This is a genomic window from Rathayibacter sp. AY1D9, assembly GCF_002932395.1.
Taxonomy (GTDB): Bacteria; Actinomycetota; Actinomycetes; order Actinomycetales; family Microbacteriaceae; genus Rathayibacter.
Map to the genome: position 1 here is coordinate 16,535 of NZ_PSVQ01000036.1, position 20,286 is coordinate 36,820.

Sequence of the window (20,286 nt, forward strand, 5' to 3'; positions counted from 1 at the left end):
GAATCCCGGGTGCATCCTGGAGCGACGCGTACGCCGATGTCCGGTCGGATCAGCCGCGGTCGACGTCGCGCGAACGGCTCAGCGCGCGGTCCATCGCCCTCAGCGTCCGGAAGCCGGCCCGCTCGGCCACGGCCGCGCGAGCCGAGGGCGAGAGCGACGGGCTCGCGGCGAGCAGCGACGCGGCGAGGTGCACGCGCCGCTCGCGGAGGGTCGCGGCCACGGTCGTGCCCCGGCGGTGGAAGGCGCGGTCCAGCGTCGCCCGCGAGACGCGGAGCCGCATCGCGAGAACGCCGGCGGTGAAGTCCGCGTCACCCGCCTCCGCATCGATGACGGCGATCGCGCGGAGGAGGACGCCCTCGAGTCCGTCCTCCGGACGGGCGGGCGGCAGGCTCTGCTTGATCAGGGCCGACGCGGTCGCCTCGAGCGCGCGGCGCAGCTCGCTGAAGCCGGGATCGCCCGCCGCGAGGTCCGCGTTGAGGGTCGCGTTGACGAGGGAGACGAAGGCGCCGCTGTAGCTGTCGGCGGCGAGCAGGGTGCGGGACGGCCCGTCGGACTGTGCGCTCGTGAGGCCGAGCCTGCCCCAGGACGTCCTCAGCGCCAGCCAGGCGGAGTCCTCCTCCGCCCGGAACCGAGCGGAGTCGTCGCGTCGGAGGAGGGCGAGCCCGCCGGGCCGCAGACGAGCGGCCTCGAGAGGGCCGTCGACGACGATCTCGCCGGCGACCGGGACGATGAGATCGACCTCGGCCCGGTCGGGGGCGGGGAGGGGCGGGTCGGTCCGGAGCGTGCCGGGTGTGTGCCAGAGGCGGCTCAGCCGGAAGCCGTCGACGGCGAGCACGTCCCCGGCGAGGTGCAGGGGCGGAGCTCCGTCGCTCGCCCAGCCGAGGCTCCTCAGCCACGCCTCCACGCGGGGACCGCTCAGCTGCAGCGTCTCGACGAGACCGCGCTGGGCGGCCGGCTGCTCGGAAGCGGTCACCGGGCTCCTTCGCAGCGGGGACGGGGTGCGCGGGCGGTGACCACGTTAGGCCGGGGGAGGGGCGCCGAGACGGGGTGGCGCGTTCCTCCTCGGACGAGGCGCCCGTCCTCGGCGGGAGGGCGGAGGCGGCCCTCCTCGCCCGCGGTCCGGCAGGACGCGGGCGGAGAGGGCCGCCGGGCGCGGATCAGCGGCAGTCGGTTCTCGCCTTGATCCAGTGGGGGTTCAGCGCGCCGTCTCCCTGGGCGGTGATCCCGGCCGCATCGGGGCCGGTGCTGGCACCGGAGCCGATCTTGGTCCACGTGCTCTGCGCCGTGCTGTAGTACCAGATGTCGCCGTTCGCCTTCACGGAGACGTTCCCATCCGCTCCCTGACCGTAGGTGCGGACGAACCCGGAGTTCTCCGGAACGGTCGCGAGCCGGGTGCCGTACTGCAGGACCCCGTCCTTGATCCAGTGGATCTCGAACGTCCCGCCCGGCCGCTGGGTCAGTCCGGCGGCGCTCGGCTCGGTGCTGGCTCCGGTGCCGACGAGGTCCCAGACGTTGCCCTGCGGGGTGTACCGCCAGATGTCGCCGTTCGACTTCACGGCGATCGTGCCGCGGGTGCCGAGGCCGTAGACGCGGACGAATCCGGAGTTGGTCGGCACCGTGGCCGCTGCGGTGCCGTACTGCAGGACTCCGTTCTTGATCCAGTGGACGTTCAGGGTCCCGGCCGGGTTCGCGGAGATGCCGGCCGCGCTCGGCTCGGTGCTGGCGCCGGTGCCCAGAAGGGTCCACTCGTCGGCCTGGCGGTTGTACCGCCAGACGTCGCCGTTCGCCTTGATGGAGACGTTCCCGTCCGCGCCCTGACCGTAGGTGCGGACGAATCCGGAGTTGTTCGGAACGGTCGCGAGCGCCTTGCCGTACTGGAGGACTCCGTCCTTGATCCAGTGCGCGTTGTAGGTTCCGTCCGGCTGCTGCGTGAGCCCGGACGTGCTGGGCTCCGTGGAGGCGCCCGTGCCGAGCTTCTGCCAGCCGTCCGACCGCCGGTACTGCCAGATGTCGCCGTTCGCCTTGACGGAGACGTTGCCGTTCACACCCTGCGAGGAGGTGTGGATGAATCCGGAGTTGTCGGGAACAGTGGCGAGGCCCGTACTGTACTGCAGGTCGCCGGTCTGGCGGACCGGGAACGGGGCGTTCGTCTTCGCCGAGCCGCCGAAGGCGAGGGCCGAGCCGGTCGAGGGGCCCGCGATGACGCCGCCGACCGGGATGGTGGCGACTCCGTTCGCGTCGGTCACGAAGGTGTCGGTCCCGCTCCCTCCGAAGCGGAAGCCGGGCGGGGTGTTCACCCGCACAGGGACGTTCGCGACGGTGCCGCCGGTGAGGGTCAGCGTGATCGGCGCCGTGTTGGGCGTGCACGCGATCATGGTCGGGATGGAGCTGAACACGAGGGTCTGCGTGGCAGAGGCGGCGGCGGCCGGGGTGGCCGTCGCTGCGGCGATCACGGGCAGGGACCAGGTGGCGCCGGCGACGACGGTGCGTCGCCTCAGCGGACCCTGCTCAGCGGGAGAGTTGTCGGAAGTCACAGTGAAGCTCCTCGGTCTGTCTTCTCGCCGGCGGCCTGCTCGGAGGACGGTCGTCGTCCGCTCGGCCGCTTCGGCGGGTACGACGGGCGCCGTACCGCTGGGGAGTCTTCCCGCGGGCGGGCGGTCGGCCCAAGCGCTCGGGGGCAGGTGAGGAGGAAGTGGCGCTGCCGTGAGGAGGGAGTGGTGAGCTCCGGCGCCGCTCCGAGTCGCGACAGCCCTCCCGACCGGGTGCTCCCGTCGGTCGCCCGTCGCCGCCGGGGCGCCGCCAGTGCGATGAGCGGGAGCGCAGCCGTCCGCTGTGACCGGTCCGATGACAAACGGAGTGCGCGGGGGCTGCGAATCACTCCCGTGGTGAGGCGTCAGCGTGCCCGCGAGGAGGGGGCGCCCGATGAGGTCGAGATCGGCCGAGATGTACCGGCGGATGGCCGAGCACTGGAACGGCGTGGAGGCCCGTTCTGGACTGCGGGTCGAGGCGACGGGCTCGCTCGGCTTCGAGATCGCCAGACTGTGGATCCCCGGTGGCTGCGTTCTCGAGCAGAAGCCGCAGTCGCGCTGCCCGCCGGGCGCGCATCTGCTGCTGGTCGTCGAGGGCGGAGGACGCATCCGACAGGACGGACGGATGCTCGAGTGCGGCAGTGGTGATCTGGTGGTCATCGACGCGGAGCCGCGGACCGGGGCGCGCTTCCCCCGCTCGACCGTGATCTACGCCTGGGTGCTCGGCGAGCGGGCGCTGGAGCAGCGCTGGCTCACGGAGCGCTTCGGCGAGGTCCTGCCCGTCGCCGGCTGCTTCCTGGCCCCGGCGCGGGCGCTGATGAACGGTCTCCTCGACGGCGACCACGCTCTGGCGGAGCAGCCCGCCGTCGCCCGGGCGGGCGAGGCCTTCCTGAAGGAGCTGGTCGAGGGCTCCGCACCGCGCAGGCGTCCCCGCGCCGAGGACGTCTACGGGGAGGCCATGGCCCTGATCGAGGAGCGCCACCGCGATCCCGCCTTCACCGCCGCCCGGCTCGCCCGCGAACTCCTGGTGTCGGAGCTGACGCTGGCTCGCGCGTTCTCCTTCCTCGGGCGGACGGCCGACGACGAGCTCGAGCGGCGCCGGGCGGGCACCCTCCTGCTCCTGATCGGCGGGCGGTCCCTGGCGACGGCCGACTTCGCGCGCGCGGCCGTGGAGGCGGGCTTCGCCTCCGAGGGGAGCGCTCGCCGCGCGCTGTGGCGGCTCTCCCAGCGCCGCTGACCGGGACGGTCCCCGTGGCCGTCCTCCCGGTCCGGCGACGGCGTGCGGCCGGATTCCGAGCGCGAGGCGCGGAGGCCTGGGAGATCCGTGCGAACGTCCGGCGGTGATCGACAGATGAGGGATTCTGTTCGTTCGACGCGGAGGAGGCGGGAGATGGGGGCCGCAGAGGAGCGGATGCAGGCGTTCGCTCGCGCCTGGTACGAGCGCGGGACCGGCGCTCCCGGTCTGCGGATGGACGCAGCGGACGGACCGGGACTCGCGCTGACGCGGGTGTGGGGGCCGAACGGGATCAGGGTCGCCCCCTCGCCGTCGGTCGACAGGGCGGACAGGCCGGCGGGCGTTCACATCTCCCTGATCGTCGAGGGCGGGGGAGAGGTCGTCCTCGACGAGGGCGTGCTCGAGGCGACGCCGAACAGCGTCCTGCTCCTCGACGCCAGGGTCCCGGCGCGCATCGACTACCGGCGGCCGACCGTCTCGTACACCTGGAGCTTCGACGCCGCCGTGCTCGAGCACCGGTGGGTCCGCGAGCGGATCAACGAGGTCGTGCCGGTGCGCGAGTCGGTCTGGACGCCTGCCCGTGCCCTCGCCAACAGTCTGATCGAGGGGGATCCGGCCGTGCTCGGGGCCGCCGGCGTGAGGCGGGCGAGCGAACTGCTGCTGGAGGGGATCGTCGAGCACAGCGCTCCGCGGGTCCGGACCCGGGGCGCCGACCAGGTCTACGCGGAGGCGATCCCGGTGATCGAGGCACGTCACCGCGACCCGGCGTTCTCCGCCGCGGTGCTCGCCCGGGAGCTGCTCGTCTCCCCTCGCATGCTCGCGGAGGCGTTCGCGTTCCTCGGCCGCACGCCGGCGGAGGAGATCGCGACGCGTCGGGCGGGCACCCTCCGGCGCCGCATCGGCCTGCGGCGGCGGGGCCCTGCCGACTTCGCCCGCCTCGCCGAGGAGTGCGGCTACGGCACCCGCGAGCAGGCCGCGCTGACGCTCAGCCGCTCCGCCTCCTGAGGCCGGCGGAGCGCCCCGGACACGACGGCGCCCCCTCGTCCGCGGAGGGACGAGGGGGCGCCGGGGGAGATCGGGCGGGAGCCCGGTCAGGTCTTGCTGCGGGCCATGACGGCGCGCTGGAGGAGGACGAAGACCAGGAGGATGCCTCCGGTGATGATCGTGGTCGCCTCCGGCGGGATGCCGCCGTCGCGGGTGATCAGGACGTTCATCAGTCCGAGCACCAGGGCGCCGACCACCGAGCCGAGCACGAAGCCGACACCGCCGGTGAGCAGCGTGCCGCCGATGACGGTCGCCGCGATGGCGTCGAGCTCCCAGCCGGTGCCGGTGATGTTCTGCGCGCTGCCGAGGCGGGCGGTGTAGACCACACCGGCGAGACCGGCGAGCGTGCCGCTGATGATGTAGATGAACAGCTTGGTCCGCACCACCGGGAGGCCCATCAGGGCCGCCGACTGCTCGGAGCCGCCCATCGCGTAGACCGTGCGGCCCAGGCGGGTGCGGTGGAGCACGAAGAACGCGCCGGCCACGACGAGGATCGCGATGATCACGCCGGGGCTGATGACGAAGTCGTTGACCTTGGGGCCGTCGATCAGCTTGATCGGCGTGGCCAGGCTCAGCACGGCCGAGTCCTCGGGGAGGCGCTCCGGGACGGTGCTCAGCATGGAGGCGAGACCGCGGGCCAGGAACATCATCGCGAGCGTCGCGATGAACGGCTGCACGTTGAAGTACTGGATCAGGACGCCGGAGATCACGCCGAACAGGGCGCCGATCACGACCATCAGGACCATCACGAGCCAGGGGTTCCAGCCGGCGTTGATCAGGAGCACGCCGCTCACGCTGCTGAACGCGATCACCGCGCCGACCGAGAGGTCGATGCCGCCGGTGAGGATCACGAAGGTGAGGCCCACGGCGAGGATGATCAGGTGCGCGTTGTTGACCAGCAGGTTCGAGATCGTGCTCGCCTGCAGGATCCGGCCGTAGGCGGCCTCGCCGTAGACGATCATCCCGAAGAAGATGATCAGCGCGGCCAGGGTGGGCAGCTTGTCCAGGTGCTGGCTCAGCCAGCCGCGCGCCCCGGAGGTGCGCTTGGTGCTCGCCGGAGGGGCGGAGCGGGTCATCACGGCACTCATGCGGGGATCGCCTCTTTCTGCGGGACGCTGCGGCGCGCCTCGCGACGGGACTTGAAGGCGGAGCGGACGCGCTCGGACTGCAGGAGGCAGAGCGCGACGATGACGATCGCCTTGAAGGCGGGCGTCGCGGAGGACGAGACTCCGAGGAACACGACGGTCTTGTCGAGGGTGGCGATCAGGATCGCGCCCACGGCGGCACCGGTGATGTTGAACTTGCCGCCGGCGAGCGAGGTGCCGCCGATGACGACCGCGAGGATCGCGTCGAGCTCGAGCTGGTAGCCGGTGCGCGAGACGTCGACCGTCATCACGCTCGCCGTGGCGAACACGCCCGCGACTCCGGCGAGGATGCCGCTGCCGATGTAGGCGGTCATCAGCAGGCCCCGGCGGTTGATGCCCGCGAGGCGGGCCGCCTTCGGGTCCATGCCGATGGCCTCGATCATCAGGCCGAGGGCGCTGCGGCGCACCAGGACTCCGACGACCACGACGATGGCGATGGCGAGGAGGAACACGACCGGGAGCCCGAAGACGTACCCGTTCGCGAGCCAGCGGAAGGGCTCGTTGGTGGCGGCGGTGTTCTGGCCGCCGGTGATGACCTTCGCCAGGCCGCGGCCCGCGAGCATCACGACCAGCGTGCTGATGAAGGGCTGGAGGCCCACCACCGAGACCAGGACGCCGTTCACGGCTCCGAGCACGGCGGCCACCAGGAGGGCGAGCGCGAAGGCTCCCGCTGCGGCGCCGAGCGAGTCCGGCGCTCCCGCGGAGTTGAGGAACTCCATCGAGACGGCGCCGGCGACGACCATGATCGAGCCGACCGAGAGGTCGATGCCCCCGGTCGCGACGACCAGGCACATGCCGACGGCGATCATCAGGATCGGAGCGGCGGCGCGGGCGATGTCGATGACGTTGCCGACGAGGTAGCCGGTGGTCGGGCTGACCGAGACGGCCAGGTAGCCCGGGTCCTTGACGACGTTGACGAGGAGGAGCAGCGCGATCGCCACGACTCCCCAGAAGTACTGGCGGCGGATGATCCCGCCGAGGACGGATCCCCGGGCGGGTCGGGTGTCGCTGCTCATGATGCGGCCTCCTGCGTGGCGCTCTCGAGGACGACGACGTCCTCGTCGACGACTCCCTCTGCGGCGATGGTAGTGACGATCGACTCCGCAGTGACAGCGGGACCGTTGAGGATCTCCGCGATCACGCGGTGGTCCTTCAGGACGATGATGCGGTCGCTGAGACGGACGACCTCGTCGAGCTCGGACGAGATGAAGACCACGGCGACGCCCTCGCCGGCGAGGGCGACGACCTTCTCCTGGATCTCGGCCTTCGCCCCGACGTCGATGCCGCGGGTCGGCTCGTCGAGGATGAGGATCTCGGGGGCGGTGGCGAGCCAGCGGCCGAGGAGGACCTTCTGCTGGTTGCCGCCGGAGAGCTTGCTGATCGGGCGGTCGGGGTCGGCCGGGCGCACGTTGAGCTCGACGAGGTACTTGCCGACGATCTCGTCCTTCTCCTTCTTGGAGAGGGGGCGGGCCCAGCCGCGCTTGGCCTGCACGCCGAGGATGAGGTTCTCGCGGACCGAGAGGTCGCGGATGATGCCCTCGTCGCGGCGGTTCTCGCTCGAGAACGCGATCTTGTGGGCGAGACCGGCGGTCGGCGTCGGGACGTCGATCTTCTTGCCGTGCATCGTGATCTCGCCGGTGTCGGGCTTGTCGACGCCGTAGATCAGGCGCGCGAGCTCGGTGCGGCCGGAGCCGAGGAGCCCGGCGAAGCCGACGACCTCGCCGCGGTGCAGCGTCAGGTCGGTGCTCTCGATGGAGCCCTTCTTGCCGATGCCCTTCGCGGTGTAGAGCGGGGCGTCGCGGTAGAGGTGGTCCTGGCTCTCGCGCTCGGAGTCGAGGGAGCGCAGCGCTGCGATGTCCTTGCCGATCATCTTCGAGATCAGCGAGGTGCGGTCGAGCTCGTGGGTCAGGTACTCGCCGACGAAGGTGCCGTTGCGCAGCACCGTCAGGCGGTCGCTGATCGCGTAGACCTGGTCGAGGAAGTGCGAGACGAAGAGGATCGCGACGCCCTCCGCACGGAGGCGGCGGATGACGACGAAGAGGTTCTCGACCTCGTTCGCGTCCAGGCTCGAGGTCGGCTCGTCGAGGATGAGCACCTTGGAGTCGCTCACCGTCGAGCGGCTGATCGCGACCAGCTGCTGCATCGCGATCGAGAGCGAGGCGAGCGACTGGCGCGTGTTGAGGTGGCCGAGGCCGAGCTTCTCGAGCGCGACCTTCGCGGCCTGGTGTGTGGCCTTCCAGTTGATGCCGAAGGGTCCGCGGACCTCGTAGCCGAGCATCACGTTCTCTCCGATGGAGAGGTTCGTGACCAGGTTGACCTCCTGGTACACGGTGGAGATGCCCGCGGCCTGCGAGTCGGCGGTGCCGGTCAGGCGACGGGTCTCCCCGTCGATCACGATGTCTCCGCTGTCGATGCGGTAGACGCCGGTGAGGGCCTTGATGAGCGTGGACTTGCCGGCGCCGTTCTCACCCATGAGGGTGTGGACCTCGCCCGGGAACAGGCGGAAGTCGACGCCGTCGAGGGCTTTCACGCCGGGGAAGCTGATCGAGATGTTCTTCATCTCGACGATCGGAGGCGAACCTGTCATGTCGCGTCGTTCCGTTCTCGAGCGGGGCGCAGCCGAACAGGTGCGCCGAAGGGTCGGAGCGACCGGGGCCGGCGGAGAGCCGGCCCCGGTCGCTCCGGGGGAGTGGTGCCGCGTCGAGGACGACGCCGGGCGACCAGTGGTGCTGAGCGACTAGAACTTGCGGTCGGGCAGCGCGGTGGTGGCGGCCTCGGGCGAGTCGAAGGTCTCGCTCGGGACGACGATCGAGGACTCGACCGTCTCGCCGGCCAGGGTCTTCTCGACCGCGTCGAGGGCGGTCTCGCCGAACAGCGGGTTGTACTCGGCGACGAAGCTCAGCTCGCCGTCGGCCAGCGCCTGCAGGGCGTTCTTGGTGCCGTCGATCGTGGCGATCTTGACGTCGGTGCCGGGGGTGAGGCCGGCCTCCTGGACGGCCTGGACAGCGCCGAGGCCCATCTCGTCGTTCTGTGCGAAGACCAGCTGGACGTCGTTGTTGTTCGACTTCAGGACGGTCTCGAAGACGCTCTTGGCCTCTTCGGTGGACCAGTTCGCGGTCTGTGCGCCGATCTTGGTGAACTTCGAGTCGGCGCCGATGACCTCGTCCCAGCCTTCGTTGCGCTCGTTGACGACCGAGACGCCCGCGGGGCCCTCGAGCGTGAAGTACTTCGCGCCGCTCGGGAAGGTGGTCTTGGCCCAGTCGGCGACCGAGGTGCTGACCGCGATGTTGTCCGGCGCGATGCGGGTCACGTAGAGGTCGGTGTTGTCCGGCTCGATGCCGCGGTCGATCAGGATGACCGGGATCTCGGCCTCCTGGGCGCGCTCGAGCGAGTCCTCCCAGCCGGAGCCCTCCGTGGCGGAGAGCAGGATGATGTCGACGCCCTCGTCCACGAAGGAGGTGAAGGAGTCGATCTGCGACTTCTGGTCTCCGTTGGTGGCGGGTGCGTACTTCAGGTCGAAGCCGGCGTCCTTGGTGAACGTGTCCTCGATGTTGGTCTCGTTCGCCTGGCGCCACGCGCCCTCGGGGCCGACGGCCACGAAGCCGATGGTGGTGAGGTCACCGCTCGAGCCGGAGCCCGAATCGGTGCCGGAACCGCCCGAGCAGCCCGCGAGTCCGAACGCGAGTGCGCCGACTGCTGCGAAACCCAGGAACTGGCCGATACGCCTCGTCTTGGACATAGATCTCCTCCTTGAGATCGCGGGCACGAAGAGAGTGCCCGAGATGGTGGACCCCGAAGGGCCTCGAATGCGGGCCTAGCGGCCCGAGGTGCGGTGAGTGCAGGATGTGCAGTGGGCGCCGGCCGAAGCAGCGCCACGTCGAAATGTTACCGTGAACAATTCTTGTGACGCAACAGCACGGCGGTGCGCTTCGGTAACGATCCGGTCGCGGGGCCCGCAGGGCCCGATGGCAACCCTCTGCCCGGTGGTCGGGCCCGGGAGTAGCTTCCCTGGCCATGATGCTCCCTCGATCGCGCTCCGTCCCCGTGACGGCCGCGACGGCGGCCCTCGTGCTCGCGCTCTGCGGATGCTCCGCGGACGGCACGGCGGCCCGCCGCGCGGCCGACGCCTTCCTCTCCGCGCTCGCCGACGGCGACGGCCGCGCGGCGTGCGCGCTGCTCACCGATTCCGCCCGCGAGGCCGTGGAGGACCGGTAGGGCGACTGCCCCGGCGGCGTGCTGGAGCTCGGGATCGCGGAAGACGGAGCAGGGGACGCCGAGGTCTACGGCCGGGCGGCGATCGTGCGCTCCGGCGGCAGCGCGGTGTTCCTCACCCCGGGCGACGACGGCTGGCTGGTGCGCGCGGCGGGGTGCACGCCGGTGGCGGACGCGCCCTTCGACTGCGTCCTGGACGGGAGCTGACGTGCGCACCGCTTCCGCCCTGTACTACGCCGTGATCGTGCTCGGCCTGATCGGGTTCTTCGCCGTCGGGATCCTCGGGAGGTGAGCCGGATGCGCCGCTTCCTGCGCGAGAACGGGCTCTCGCTGTTCTTCCTCGCGATCTTCCTGCTCGCTCTCGCCGGGCAGTCGTTCGCCGGGCTCGCCGCCTACAACGACACCCAGACAGCGGAGGGGCTGCGGGAGGTCGGCTACTGGCGCTTCGTCACCTCCTCCGACTTCGCGATCGACGTCGCCGAGAACTGGCAGTCGGAGTACCTCCAGTTCTTCCTCTACATCGGCGCGACCGTCTGGCTCGTGCAGCGCGGCTCGCCCGAGTCGAAGCGGGTGGGCGAGGAGGGCCTCGAGACCGACGAGCAGCAGAAGGCGGGGGCGTCCGCGGAGGACGACTCGCCGCCCTCGGCGTCCGCCGGCGGCCTGCGGCAGGCGCTGTTCTCGCACTCGCTGCTGCTGGTGATGGGGGCGGTGTTCCTGCTGTCCTGGGCGGCGCAGTCGGTGACGGGCGTCGTGGCCTACAACGAGGAGCAGCTGACGAGCCTGGAGGCGCCCGTCGACTGGCTCGGCTACGTCTCCTCCGCCGACTTCTGGAACCGGACGCTCCAGAACTGGCAGTCGGAGTTCCTCGCGGTGGGCAGCATGGCGGCGCTCGCCGTGTTCCTGCGCGAGCGCGGGTCGAGCGAGTCGAAGAAGGTGGGCGATCCGCACGGACGGACGGGGATCTGAGTGGTCAAGGTGTGTCGGATCGGACGCGGATCTCGTCGCCCTCGAGGGCGAACCGCAGGGACGTGCCGATCGGGAACCGCTCGCGTAGGGCCTCCGGCGCCGCCGACGTCACGGTGAACTGCGCGACCGCGGGGAACGCTCCGGCCGTGCAGCCCTGGAAGAACAGGCCGTCCTGCGGCTCGGCGGTCCGCACGATGGAGAGGCACGAGCCGGCGCTCGAGGAGCGGCGCTGCCGGACGACGGTGAGCCCCGTGTCGGCGGGCAGGCTCTGCCGCACGACGGTGAGCCCGCCGAAGTCCTCGGTGGTGACCGATCCGTCGAACCCCAGTCCCTCCCAGCCGGGGAGGTCGGTGCCGTTCGACAGCGGCAGCACGGCGACCTCGCGGCCGGGCTGTCCGTCCTCGGCGGTGGCGAGGAGGGTGGCCCCCGCGGCGACGGCGGCCGTCGCGGCCAGCGCGGCGAGGAGGAGGAGGCCGCGCCGACGGGAGCGGCGGGGCGGGACGTGGCCGAGGGGGTCGGACTCCTCGTCGGCGGAGGCGTCCGCGGAAGGTGCCGCGTCCTCCGGCGCCGCGTCCCCGGAGACCGCGGGAACCACCGCGTCCGGCAGTGCGGTGCCGAGGGCGGGACGGACGCGGGCCTCGAGCGCGGAGAGCCGGGCGAGCGCGCCGGGGTCCCGCTCGATGTCGGAGCCTCGGCCGTAGGCGCGCCGCTGCAGCTCCGCGAGCTCGTCCGGTCGCTGATCGTCCACCCCCGGATCCTCGCAGGCCCGGCGCCCGAGCGGGACCCGCCGGCGCGCCGAGGTCCTGGCGGTCGAGCAGCCCGGACGGCTCATCGAGACCCGGTGGACGGTGCGGCCGCTCGGCCGGCGGGGGAGGTCAGTCGTCGTCGTCGTCGAGGTCGTCGTCGCGGTCGGCGGCGATCATCTCGACGATCGTGTCGACGGTGAGCCAGGGGCCGTTGCTGACCTCGCCGATCTTCTCGCGGTCCTTGAACACGACGATGCGGTCGCTGAGGCGCACCACCTCCTCCAGCTCGGACGAGATGTAGACGACGGTCACCCCCTCCTTCGCGAGCTGCGCGATGTGCGCCTGGATCTCGACCTTCGACGCCACGTCGATCCCGCGCGCCGGCTCGTCGAGCACGAGCAGCCGCGGACGGGTCGCGAGCCACCGCGCGAGGACCACCTTCTGCTGGTTGCCTCCGGAGAGGTACTTCACCGGGATGTCCGGGTCGGCCGGCGAGATGTTGAGCGCCTCGACGTAGGTGCGCACCAGGGTGTCGGTCTCGGCGGCCGAGAGCGGGTGCGCCCAGCCGCGCAGAGCCTGCAGGCCCAGCACGAGGTTCTCGCGGAGGGAGAGGTCGCCGATGATCCCGTCCTCGCGGCGGTTCTCGCTCGAGTGGGCGATGCGGTGGCGCAGGCCCGACACCGGGTCGGAGATGTGGGCGGGCTCGCCGTCGATCAGCACCTCGCCGGTGTCCGGCTTCTCGACTCCGCTCACGAGCGACGCCAGCTCGGTGCGCCCCGAGCCGCGCAGGCCCGCGAAGCCCACGATCTCGCCGCGGTGCAGCTCCAGATCGGTCGGGCCCACGGCGCCGCGGCGGCCGATCCCGTGCGCGCGGTAGATCGCCGGGCCGACCGGCTGGCGGCGGTGCTCGCGGCGGTCGGAGCCGATCTGCCGCAGCGCATCGATGTCCTTGCCGATCATCTTCGCGATCAGCTCGGCGCGGTCCATGGTGTGCGCCGGGTACTCGCCGACGGTGCCGCCGTCGCGGAGCACCGTCAGCCGGTCGCTGAGGGTGAGGACCTGCTCGAGGAAGTGCGAGACGAACAGGATCGCGACGCCCTGGTCGCGCAGCCTCCGCAGCACCGTGAAGAGGCGGGCCACGTCGCTGAGGTCGAGGCTGGAGGTGGGCTCGTCGAGCACGAGCACGCGCGGACGGTCGACCATCGCGCGGCTGATCGCGACAAGCTGGCGGATCGCCGGCGAGAGCGAGCGCAGCGGCAGGTGCGGGTCGAGGTCCTCCAGGCCCAGCTCGGCGAGCATCTCGGCCGCGCGGTGGTGGGTGCGCGACCAGGAGATGCCGAAGCGGCCGCGGACCTCGTGTCCGAGCATCACGTTCTCGCCGATGCTGAGGTTGTCGGTGAGGCGCTCGTCCTGGAACACGGCCGTGATGCCCGCTGCCTTCGCCTCCGCCGGGCCGCTGAAGCGCCGGGCGACGCCGTCGACGAGGATCTCGCCCGCGTCGGGCTGGTGGATGCCGGTGAGCGTCTTGATCAGCGTGGACTTGCCCGCGCCGTTCTCGCCCATCAGCCCGTGGATCTCGCCCGGCATCAGCCGCAGGTTCCCGTCCTTCAGAGCGGGTCCGGAGGCGAAGGAGACGCGGATGCCGGTCATCTCGACGACGGGTGCCGCGGAGCTCCGGGTCGTCCTCGATGAGATCGCCACGTGCCGTCCTCGGTTCGTGTGCGGCGCGCCGTCAGGGTCCGGCGTGCCAGGGGCTGCCGCCGATGATACGCGAGCGCATGCGGCGGGACGGGAACAGGAGGGTCACGATCGGGGAGCGGCCGTGGAGGAGCGGATCACCAGCTCCGTGGGGATCCGGGTGCGCTGCGGGATCTCCTGGCCGCGGATCCTCGCGTGGATCACCTCGGCGACCGTCGTCCCGAGCTTGTCGAAGTCCTGGCGGACCGTCGTCAGCGGCGGGAGGAAGTGGCGGGCGGTGGGCAGGTCGTCGAAGCCGACGATGCTCATGTCCTCGGGCACGCGGATCCCGCGCTCGACGAGGCCGTGGATCACTCCGAGCGCCATCTCGTCGTTCGCGACGACCATCGCGGTGAAGTCGGGCACCGACTGCAGGCTCGCGGCGAAGTCGTACCCGGAGTCCGGGGTCCAGTCGCCGATGACGATGGGGCGCTCGTGCATCCCCCACGACTTCGCGCGGCTGTGGAAGGCGCGCTCGCGGGCGCGCGCGTCGAGCCAGTCGAGGGGGCCGGAGAGGTGCAGCACGTCGCGGTGGCCGAGGTTGCCCAGGTGGTCGACGGCCTGGAACATGCCGGCCTGCTGGTCGACCGAGACGGTGAGGAAGCTCGGATCCTTGTCGCTCTTCACCACGAGCGTCGGCACGCCGATCTCGACGGTGCGGAGGGTCGCCACGGAGGAGGAGCGCGGCGCGATCACGCAGAGCGCGTCGATCCCGAGGCCCATCAGGTGGGCGATCGCGTCGGTGGGGGTCATCTCGAGGTCCGGCCGCAGCGCGACGGAGGTGATCGAGTACCCCTTCTCGCGGGCGGCGCGCTCGATCGCGCGGAGGGTGCTCGACGGCCCGTACTCGGCGCCGCTCTCGATCATCACGCCGATGCGGTCGGTGCGCTGCGTGACGAGGGAGCGGGCGGCGATGTTCGGCCGGTAGTTGAGCTCGTCGACCGCCTCGAGGACCTTCTGGCGGGTCGACTCCTTGATGTTGGGGTGCCCGCTGAGCACGCGCGACACGGTCATGTGCGAGACGCCCGCGACCGCCGCGACATGGCGGAGGTTCGGCCGATCGGCCATGAGAGGACCTCCTCCGCTCCCCGGGCGGGTGAGCCGCGCCACCCCGACGCGGACGAGGCTCAGAGGGCTCGGCTGCCGGGGGTGGCACCAGCATAGTCAGGCGGGGCCGACCTCCCGGTGGGCGCCTCCTGAGCGGGCGGGCATCGTCCGTTCCGCTGCCGGATCCGCCGTGGCGCGGGGCGGGCGGGACCGTCCCGGTCGCGTCGCTCTCACTGCGGTCCTCGATGATCGAGGGGGCTCCGGGGCGTCGTGAGCCCTCGCCAGAACACGTCGTGCAGGGAATGCTCGGCGACGAGCTCCGGAAGGATCGGGGCCGCGTCCGCTCCTCGTAGGAGGATGTCGTCCAACGAAGCGATGACGTCCACGACCGAGCGCGGAGTGAACTGCCCGGCGAGACGTTTCGCCTTCGCGCGGACGTTGTTGGGCGTGGGGCCCGCATCGATCACGGAGTGGTTCCAGAGCCGGCTGTGGTGAGCGCACCGGTTGCGCAGGTAGACGAGTGCGCGGACCCGGTAGGCGAAACCGGCTCGGGCGACTCCCAGACCGGACGCGACGTCCCCCGCAAGCGATCCTCGTGCCCCTCGCTCGATGCATCTCGACAGAGTTCCGAAGGACCAGGCCTCGACGGCCGACCACACCGGTAGCTCGCCGAAGGCGGCCGCGCCCCTGCCGCCGGGGAGCTCCGTGAAGCGGAGGACATGCCGTTCCCTGCTGCGCTCGATGTCGCGGAGGCACGAATCGACTGTCGACTCCGCGTTCGGAGACTCGGAGTAGAAGCTCTTCTCGAGAGAGCACTCGTACGGGCCGTGCTCACGAGCGATGCTCACGAGCGATGACATGAGCCGTACGGCTGCGGAGAAGGATCTCGGCACGGGCCAGTCGAGCACGCAGGCTCTGCCGCAGCGCTTCATCTGCGTCGCAGACCGCTCGGACGTCCTCGAACGAGACTCCGTCCGCGAACGAGTCGTCCCCGTCGTGCGGAGCCCGCTGGAAGTAGCGGGCGTACCCGGAGAAGCGGTAGTAGTTCTGCGCGGCCATGTAGCTCGTGCAGGCCTCCCCGTCGGCGATGCCGAGCCCGCGGTCACGGAGGAGCTGGACCTGCTGCTTCCACGACAGGCTCGGTTTCCGTGCCATCGCAGTACCTCGGTGCCGAAGAAAAAGGCCCCTCCCATGTGAGCATCGCGGAGAGGCTTGGGAGGGGGTCGATCGGATCGAATCTACCAGGCGTCCCTCAGCCGTGGTCCCTGCGGCGCCACTCGACCAGCAGGTGGCACGAGTGCTGATCGGACCATCGCCGCAGGACGGAGAGGGCCGACCGCCGCGGCGCCGAACGCTGCGGGTCTTCGAAGGCGCGGGGCGGGCGAGTACTCTCGGGAGCCTCATGGCACGCGACAACGAACCGACCGTCACCCTCACCGATCCGCTCGAGGAGCGCCTGCGCGCGCAGGTCGCCCGCGAGGGGGAGCGCAACGTCGCTCTGCGATCCGCGGCCCTGCTCACCGGCGGGTACGAGGGCGAGTCCTTCCTCCTCACCGTGGGCGGCGAGCACGCCGACGGGATCCTCAAGGGAGCGCCCTCCCTCTACTGGCCCGAGCTCTGGGGTGCCCGCGCGCTCCTCTACGTCTGGGACGACGACGCCGCCGACGCGGTGACCGCCGGACTCGCGAACCCCTCCTGGCGCGTCCGCGAGATGTGCGCCCGCGTCTGCGCCGAGCGCGTGCTGGGCGGGCAGAAGAAGCTGTCCCGCCTGACCACCGACGAGCACCCCCGGGTCCGCGCGGCAGGAGCGCGCGCTCTCGTGGCGGCCGCTCTGGCGGGGATCTCCTCCGGTCGCGACGCGAAGGGCGAGTTCGCGGCGAGCGTCGAGGCCGTCCTGACGGGCATGCTCCGCGACCCGGACCGCGACGTCCGCCGCGCCGCGCAGCAGTCGGCCGACGCGCTGCGGGACGCCCGCTCGGCCTGAGCGGACCGTCCGCCGGCGGTCGAGGCGTCGCGAAGGGCCGCCTCCCGGCTCCGATGACGACCGTTCGTGACGCCTCCGAGCCCCGGGGGCTCAGCCGACCAGGTGCGTCGCGCGCTCGAAGGCGCGCTTCAGCTCGTCGCGCTTGCGGGGCTGGCTCATCGCCCTCTGGCCGGGGCTCCACGAGTCGATGACCGTCGGGCCGTCGACCAGGTACGGCTCGATGTTCTTCTTCCAGCCGCTGGTCGGCGCGGTCCCGGCGTTGACGACGACCCGCAGGTCGGGGAGCAGCGGCAGGAGCCGGCGCAGCTCCATCGCGCCCTGCCGCACCTCGTCCGCGTCGGGGACGCCGTCGAGCTGCCACGGCACGATGTTCCAGACCAGGGTGCGGGCGTGCAGTCCGACCTCGTCGCGGAGGGTCCAGGTCGAGGCGGCGGTCGCGTCGTCGTTGTCGACCGAGACGAAGCCGGAGCCGTCGGGGCCGGTCGACATCGGTCCCGGGGCCTCCAGCACGATGAGCGCACGCGCCTCGACGCCGGCCTCGGCCGGGTCGAAGTCGGGCACCACGGCACCCGGATGCCTGCGCGTGCGCCGGGCGAGGAGCTCCTCGCGGAACGCCCGGAGGGGCTGCACCGAGGGCTCGTCCTCGAGCAGGGCCCGGCGCTCGTCGAGGGCGGAGCGGTCGCGGAAGCCGTACGGCTCGGTCAGGAACACCCTCCGAGGCTAGTCGCGATCGGCGCCGCCGCGGGAGGCGGGCCTGCGGGCGCCCTCCTGGGTGACCCCGGCAGGGCCTGGCTCGCGCCGCCCCCGGCTCCTACGGTCTGACTGCAGTCGAGAATCTGGACCGGAGGGGGTCACCGTGTCGGACGAGCCGTCAGTGAGCATCGGGGTTCCGTACGTCGAAGGGGGGTCGTCGCCGCAGGTGCTGGACGTGTACAGCAGGTCGGTGTCCCCGGCCGAGGACGCCGCTCGGCCGGCCGTCGTGCTGATCCACGGCGGCGGGTGGTTCAGGGGGGACAAGAGCAAGGAGCGGGCGCTCGCGACGATGCTGGTTGACGCCGGCTACCTCGTGTTCGCGGCGGACTACCGCGAGGCTCCGGACTCGGTCTTCCCGGCCAGCAGGGACGACGTGCTCGCCGCGGAGCGGTGGGCGGTCGCCTCCGAGTGGGCGTTCGACCGGAGCAGGCTGGCGTTCTTCGGTGGATCGGCGGGCGGGAACCTGGTCGTGGAGGCCGCGATCGCCACCGGCCGGCCCGCCGTCAGCTGGTCGGGGATGTTCGACCTCCTCGGCATCGTCGAGGCGACCGACGACCTCCCGGCCACGCCGACGACGCAGGACCTCGACGCCATGAAGAGCGCCGACATCAACCAGACCGGCCGGAACGACGCCTTCCTGCGCTGGACGATCCTCAACGAGGTCGGGGGCGACCGCGGGCTGCTCACCGCCGCCTCCACGACGCGCCACGCCTCCCCGGACGGCGGGCCGGTGTTCCTGGCCAACTCGCTCGGCGAGTTCGTCCCCGTGAGCGACGCGCAGGCCATGCAGGCGGCGCTCTCCGCGGTCGGAGTCGCCAGCACGCTGCAGCTGATCCCGGGCACCCGTCACGCCGAGGGCTACACGGAGGCGGCCATCGGCCCCTCGCTCGCCTTCCTCCGCGACGCCCTCCCGCCGGCCCGCGCATGACGACGACGGAGTTCGCCGGAGTCGGCAACGTCTTCTACTTCGTCGACGACCTCGACGCCGCTGTCGCCTGGTACTCGGCGCGGCTCGGGCGCGAGCCCGTCGTCCGCGGCGGGGCGCTCGTGGCCTACGACCTGGACGGCACCCGCCTGACGCTGCACGAGCGGGACGAGCTGAACCGGCCCGGACCCGACGGCACGAGCCCGTACTGGACGGTCCCCGACGTCGACGCCGTCGTCGCCGACTGGACGGCGAACGGCGCCGTCGCCCACCGCGGTCCGAAGACGGTGTTCACGGGGGAGCGGCTGTGCCAGCTGCTGGACCCGTTCGGCAACCTCTTCTCGGTGCGGCAGGCCGTGTCCCGTGACTGAGGACGTCGCTCCGGCTCCCGCCGCCCCGGCGCAGACGTCCGCGCCGGCGCAGCCGTCGGCCTGGGCGCCCATGGCGATCACCGCCTTCCGCGTGCTGTGGTTCGCCCAGCTGGGCAGCAACATCGGCACCTGGATGCAGACCGTCGGAGCCCAGTGGTACCTGGTCGAGGCGGCCGCGGGCGCGGCGGTCGTCGCGCTCGTGCAGACGGCCAGCCTGGCGCCCTCGATCCTCGTCGCCCTCCCCGCGGGCGTGCTGGCCGACTCGCTCGACCGGCGGCGGCTGCTCATCTGGGGGTCGTCGGCCAGCGCGCTGCTGGCGGCGGCTCTGACGGTCGTGGCGGCGGTCGGTGCGCTGACGCCGTGGACGATCCTGGCCTTCACCTTCCTCCTCGGCATCACCTCCACCCTGACCTCGCCCGCCTGGCAGGCGATCCAGCCGGAGCTCGTGCCCCGGAACCTGATCGCGGCGTCGTCGGCCCTCGGAGGGGTGACGGTGAACGGCGCGCGCGCGGTCGGCCCGGCCCTGGCGGGCGTCGTCCTCTCGGCGTTCGGCGCTCCGGTGGTCTTCGGCATCAATGCCCTGAGCTTCATCGGCGCGGCGCTCGCTCTGCTCTGGTGGAAGCGGCCGGCGCAGACCGGCCTCGACGACCGCGAGCAGTTCGGCGCCGCGCTGAAGGGAGGGATCCGGTACGTCGCCTCCGCGCACCTCGTCCGCCGGATCCTCCTCCGCTCCGCGCTCTTCGCCCTGCCGGCCAGTGCGCTCTGGGCGCTGCTGCCGCTCACCGCGAAGCGCCTCCAGCTCGACTCCAGCGGCTACGGCTTCCTCCTCGGGGCCCTCGGTGCCGGTGCCGTGCTCGGCGTCTTCGCCCTGCCGCTCGCCCGCCGGAAGCTCTCGGACGACGTCGTCATCGGGGCGAGCGCCGTGCTGTTCGCGGCGGGGACGCTCGCGGCGGCCTTCCTGCCCCTCGTCCCGGCGCTGCTGCTGCTGGTCCTCGCGGGGCTGGCCTGGATCGGCACCCTCACCGTGCTGAACGCGGCACTGCAGCTCACACTGCCGCAGTGGGTGCGGTCCCGCGGAGCCTCGATCTACATCCTGGTCTTCATGGGGACCATGGCGGTCGGCTCGATCGGCTGGGGCCTGGCCGCGCAGGTGCTCGGCACCGCGCCCGCGTACGCCGCGGCGGCCGCTCTGCTCCTCCTCGTGGCGGCCAGCGTGCGGGTACTGCCGCTGCTGCCGGGGACGGGCACCGTCGACCGCAGCATCTCGATGTCGTGGCCGACGCCCACGCTGGTGTTCGAGCCGGAGCCGACGGACGGGCCGGTGATGGTGCAGATCTCGTGGACGGTCCGCCCCGACTCCCTCGCGGACTTCCGATCGGCCATGCGGCTGCTGGAGAGCTCCCGCCGCCGGACCGGCGCCTCGCGGTGGGCGCTCTACCGGAGCGGGGAGGAGGCCGACGTGCAGCTGGAGACGTTCATGGTGCCCTCGTGGGGCGAGTTCCGGCGGCAGGAGACCCAGCGGCTCACCGGCCGCGACCGCGAGATCCGCGCGGCGGCGCTGACCCACGCCGACGGCGATCCCGTCGAGCGGCAC

General features: G+C 72.0%; 21 protein-coding genes. 9 read left to right on the forward strand and 12 right to left on the reverse strand.

Annotated elements, in window-relative coordinates; genetic code table 11:
* Positions 1-49: 49 nt before the first annotated feature.
* Both C5C50_RS13500 and C5C50_RS13505 read right to left on the reverse strand, forming a co-directional pair.
* The gene (locus tag C5C50_RS13500; RefSeq protein ID WP_104273669.1) at positions 50-973 is read right to left on the reverse strand and encodes a helix-turn-helix domain-containing protein; all 924 of its coding nucleotides are present in this window, start codon (positions 971-973) and stop codon (positions 50-52) included.
* 184 nt (positions 974-1,157) lie between these two features.
* Positions 1,158-2,534, reverse strand: coding sequence for a hypothetical protein (locus C5C50_RS13505; RefSeq protein ID WP_104273670.1), 1,377 nt, complete (start codon positions 2,532-2,534; stop codon positions 1,158-1,160).
* A 388-nt stretch (positions 2,535-2,922) separates the two neighbouring features.
* On the opposite strand from C5C50_RS13505, the gene C5C50_RS13510 reads away from it, so the two are divergent.
* Both C5C50_RS13510 and C5C50_RS13515 read left to right on the forward strand, forming a co-directional pair.
* Positions 2,923-3,765 (forward strand): hypothetical protein, encoded by an 843-nt coding sequence (locus C5C50_RS13510; RefSeq protein WP_146085905.1) that lies wholly within the window; start codon positions 2,923-2,925, stop codon positions 3,763-3,765.
* A 153-nt stretch (positions 3,766-3,918) separates the two neighbouring features.
* On the forward strand, positions 3,919-4,767 hold the full coding sequence (locus tag C5C50_RS13515) for a hypothetical protein (RefSeq protein WP_104273672.1): 849 nt from the start codon (positions 3,919-3,921) through the stop codon (positions 4,765-4,767).
* A gap of 86 nt (positions 4,768-4,853) precedes the next feature.
* Here the strand turns inward: C5C50_RS13515 and C5C50_RS13520 are convergent, their stop codons facing one another.
* The 4 genes from C5C50_RS13520 to C5C50_RS13535 all read right to left on the reverse strand — a co-directional run bounded on the left by C5C50_RS13520 (position 4,854) and on the right by C5C50_RS13535 (position 9,690).
* Complete coding sequence (locus C5C50_RS13520) at positions 4,854-5,894, reverse strand: sugar ABC transporter permease (RefSeq protein WP_104222391.1); 1,041 nt, start codon at positions 5,892-5,894, stop codon at positions 4,854-4,856.
* Positions 5,891-6,967, reverse strand: a complete 1,077-nt coding sequence (locus C5C50_RS13525) for an ABC transporter permease (RefSeq protein WP_104273673.1) — start codon at positions 6,965-6,967, stop codon at positions 5,891-5,893. The genes C5C50_RS13520 and C5C50_RS13525 overlap by 4 nt, the downstream gene beginning before the upstream one ends.
* Positions 6,964-8,538, reverse strand: coding sequence for a sugar ABC transporter ATP-binding protein (locus C5C50_RS13530; protein WP_104222393.1), 1,575 nt, complete (start codon positions 8,536-8,538; stop codon positions 6,964-6,966). Before C5C50_RS13530 ends, C5C50_RS13525 begins: the two co-directional genes overlap by 4 nt.
* A 150-nt stretch (positions 8,539-8,688) precedes the next feature.
* A complete protein-coding gene (locus C5C50_RS13535; RefSeq protein ID WP_104247802.1) occupies positions 8,689-9,690 on the reverse strand; it encodes an ABC transporter substrate-binding protein in 1,002 nt (333 codons plus the stop codon).
* A gap of 275 nt (positions 9,691-9,965) precedes the next feature.
* On the opposite strand from C5C50_RS13535, the gene C5C50_RS13540 reads away from it, so the two are divergent.
* From C5C50_RS13540 to C5C50_RS13550, 3 genes are all read left to right on the forward strand, one after another.
* The gene (locus C5C50_RS13540) at positions 9,966-10,166 is read left to right on the forward strand and encodes a hypothetical protein (protein ID WP_104261073.1); all 201 of its coding nucleotides are present in this window, start codon (positions 9,966-9,968) and stop codon (positions 10,164-10,166) included.
* An 18-nt stretch (positions 10,167-10,184) separates the two neighbouring features.
* Positions 10,185-10,370, forward strand: a complete 186-nt coding sequence (locus C5C50_RS13545; protein WP_104222396.1) for a hypothetical protein — start codon at positions 10,185-10,187, stop codon at positions 10,368-10,370.
* Positions 10,371-10,460: 90 nt separating this feature from the next.
* On the forward strand, positions 10,461-11,129 hold the full coding sequence (locus C5C50_RS13550) for a DUF6766 family protein (protein ID WP_104273674.1): 669 nt from the start codon (positions 10,461-10,463) through the stop codon (positions 11,127-11,129).
* Positions 11,130-11,133: 4 nt separating this feature from the next.
* Here C5C50_RS13550 and C5C50_RS13555 read toward each other — a convergent pair whose 3' ends face one another.
* The 5 genes from C5C50_RS13555 to C5C50_RS17380 all read right to left on the reverse strand — a co-directional run bounded on the left by C5C50_RS13555 (position 11,134) and on the right by C5C50_RS17380 (position 15,814).
* Positions 11,134-11,877, reverse strand: a complete 744-nt coding sequence (locus C5C50_RS13555) for a hypothetical protein (RefSeq protein WP_104273675.1) — start codon at positions 11,875-11,877, stop codon at positions 11,134-11,136.
* Positions 11,878-12,004: 127 nt separating this feature from the next.
* The gene (locus C5C50_RS13560) at positions 12,005-13,525 is read right to left on the reverse strand and encodes a sugar ABC transporter ATP-binding protein (RefSeq protein WP_104273676.1); all 1,521 of its coding nucleotides are present in this window, start codon (positions 13,523-13,525) and stop codon (positions 12,005-12,007) included.
* Between the two features lie 153 nt (positions 13,526-13,678).
* Positions 13,679-14,680 carry a LacI family DNA-binding transcriptional regulator gene (locus tag C5C50_RS13565; RefSeq protein ID WP_104222399.1) on the reverse strand — a complete coding sequence of 334 codons (1,002 nt, stop codon included), beginning with the start codon at positions 14,678-14,680 and terminating at the stop codon, positions 13,679-13,681.
* Between the two features lie 209 nt (positions 14,681-14,889).
* Positions 14,890-15,519, reverse strand: coding sequence for an Abi family protein (locus C5C50_RS13570; RefSeq protein ID WP_258067764.1), 630 nt, complete (start codon positions 15,517-15,519; stop codon positions 14,890-14,892).
* Positions 15,491-15,814 (reverse strand): Abi family protein, encoded by a 324-nt coding sequence (locus tag C5C50_RS17380; protein WP_258067765.1) that lies wholly within the window; start codon positions 15,812-15,814, stop codon positions 15,491-15,493. Before C5C50_RS17380 ends, C5C50_RS13570 begins: the two co-directional genes overlap by 29 nt.
* Before the next feature lie 247 nt (positions 15,815-16,061).
* Here C5C50_RS17380 and C5C50_RS13575 point away from each other — a divergent pair, with 247 nt between their 5' ends.
* Positions 16,062-16,643 carry a HEAT repeat domain-containing protein gene (locus C5C50_RS13575; protein ID WP_244230570.1) on the forward strand — a complete coding sequence of 194 codons (582 nt, stop codon included), beginning with the start codon at positions 16,062-16,064 and terminating at the stop codon, positions 16,641-16,643.
* Between the two features lie 90 nt (positions 16,644-16,733).
* Here C5C50_RS13575 and C5C50_RS13580 read toward each other — a convergent pair whose 3' ends face one another.
* Positions 16,734-17,354 (reverse strand): hypothetical protein, encoded by a 621-nt coding sequence (locus C5C50_RS13580; protein WP_104261075.1) that lies wholly within the window; start codon positions 17,352-17,354, stop codon positions 16,734-16,736.
* A 232-nt stretch (positions 17,355-17,586) separates the two neighbouring features.
* Here C5C50_RS13580 and C5C50_RS13585 point away from each other — a divergent pair, with 232 nt between their 5' ends.
* The 3 genes from C5C50_RS13585 to C5C50_RS13595 all read left to right on the forward strand — a co-directional run.
* A complete protein-coding gene (locus C5C50_RS13585) occupies positions 17,587-18,324 on the forward strand; it encodes an alpha/beta hydrolase (protein WP_159940689.1) in 738 nt (245 codons plus the stop codon).
* Complete coding sequence (locus C5C50_RS13590) at positions 18,321-18,692, forward strand: VOC family protein (protein ID WP_104261076.1); 372 nt, start codon at positions 18,321-18,323, stop codon at positions 18,690-18,692. The genes C5C50_RS13585 and C5C50_RS13590 overlap by 4 nt, the downstream gene beginning before the upstream one ends.
* Positions 18,685-20,286, forward strand: a 1,602-nt coding sequence (locus C5C50_RS13595; protein WP_258067766.1) for an MFS transporter, incomplete at its 3' end; no start/stop codon positions are given. The genes C5C50_RS13590 and C5C50_RS13595, both read left to right, overlap by 8 nt.

Bases quoted from the DNA above. Each gene is read 5' to 3' on its own strand.
- C5C50_RS13510 (WP_146085905.1), top strand. From the start codon at position 2,923: ATGAGGTCGAGATCGGCCGAGATGTACCGGCGGATGGCCGAGCACTGG.
- C5C50_RS13515 (WP_104273672.1), top strand. From the start codon at position 3,919: ATGGGGGCCGCAGAGGAGCGGATGCAGGCGTTCGCTCGCGCCTGGTAC.
- C5C50_RS13520 (WP_104222391.1), bottom strand. From the start codon at position 5,894: ATGAGTGCCGTGATGACCCGCTCCGCCCCTCCGGCGAGCACCAAGCGC.
- C5C50_RS13525 (WP_104273673.1), bottom strand. From the start codon at position 6,967: ATGAGCAGCGACACCCGACCCGCCCGGGGATCCGTCCTCGGCGGGATC.
- C5C50_RS13530 (WP_104222393.1), bottom strand. From the start codon at position 8,538: ATGACAGGTTCGCCTCCGATCGTCGAGATGAAGAACATCTCGATCAGC.
- C5C50_RS13535 (WP_104247802.1), bottom strand. From the start codon at position 9,690: ATGTCCAAGACGAGGCGTATCGGCCAGTTCCTGGGTTTCGCAGCAGTC.
- C5C50_RS13540 (WP_104261073.1), top strand. From the start codon at position 9,966: ATGATGCTCCCTCGATCGCGCTCCGTCCCCGTGACGGCCGCGACGGCG.
- C5C50_RS13550 (WP_104273674.1), top strand. From the start codon at position 10,461: ATGCGCCGCTTCCTGCGCGAGAACGGGCTCTCGCTGTTCTTCCTCGCG.
- C5C50_RS13560 (WP_104273676.1), bottom strand. From the start codon at position 13,525: ATGACCGGCATCCGCGTCTCCTTCGCCTCCGGACCCGCTCTGAAGGAC.
- C5C50_RS13565 (WP_104222399.1), bottom strand. From the start codon at position 14,680: ATGGCCGATCGGCCGAACCTCCGCCATGTCGCGGCGGTCGCGGGCGTC.
- C5C50_RS13570 (WP_258067764.1), bottom strand. From the start codon at position 15,519: ATGTCATCGCTCGTGAGCATCGCTCGTGAGCACGGCCCGTACGAGTGC.
- C5C50_RS17380 (WP_258067765.1), bottom strand. From the start codon at position 15,814: ATGGCACGGAAACCGAGCCTGTCGTGGAAGCAGCAGGTCCAGCTCCTC.
- C5C50_RS13575 (WP_244230570.1), top strand. From the start codon at position 16,062: ATGGCACGCGACAACGAACCGACCGTCACCCTCACCGATCCGCTCGAG.
- C5C50_RS13590 (WP_104261076.1), top strand. From the start codon at position 18,321: ATGACGACGACGGAGTTCGCCGGAGTCGGCAACGTCTTCTACTTCGTC.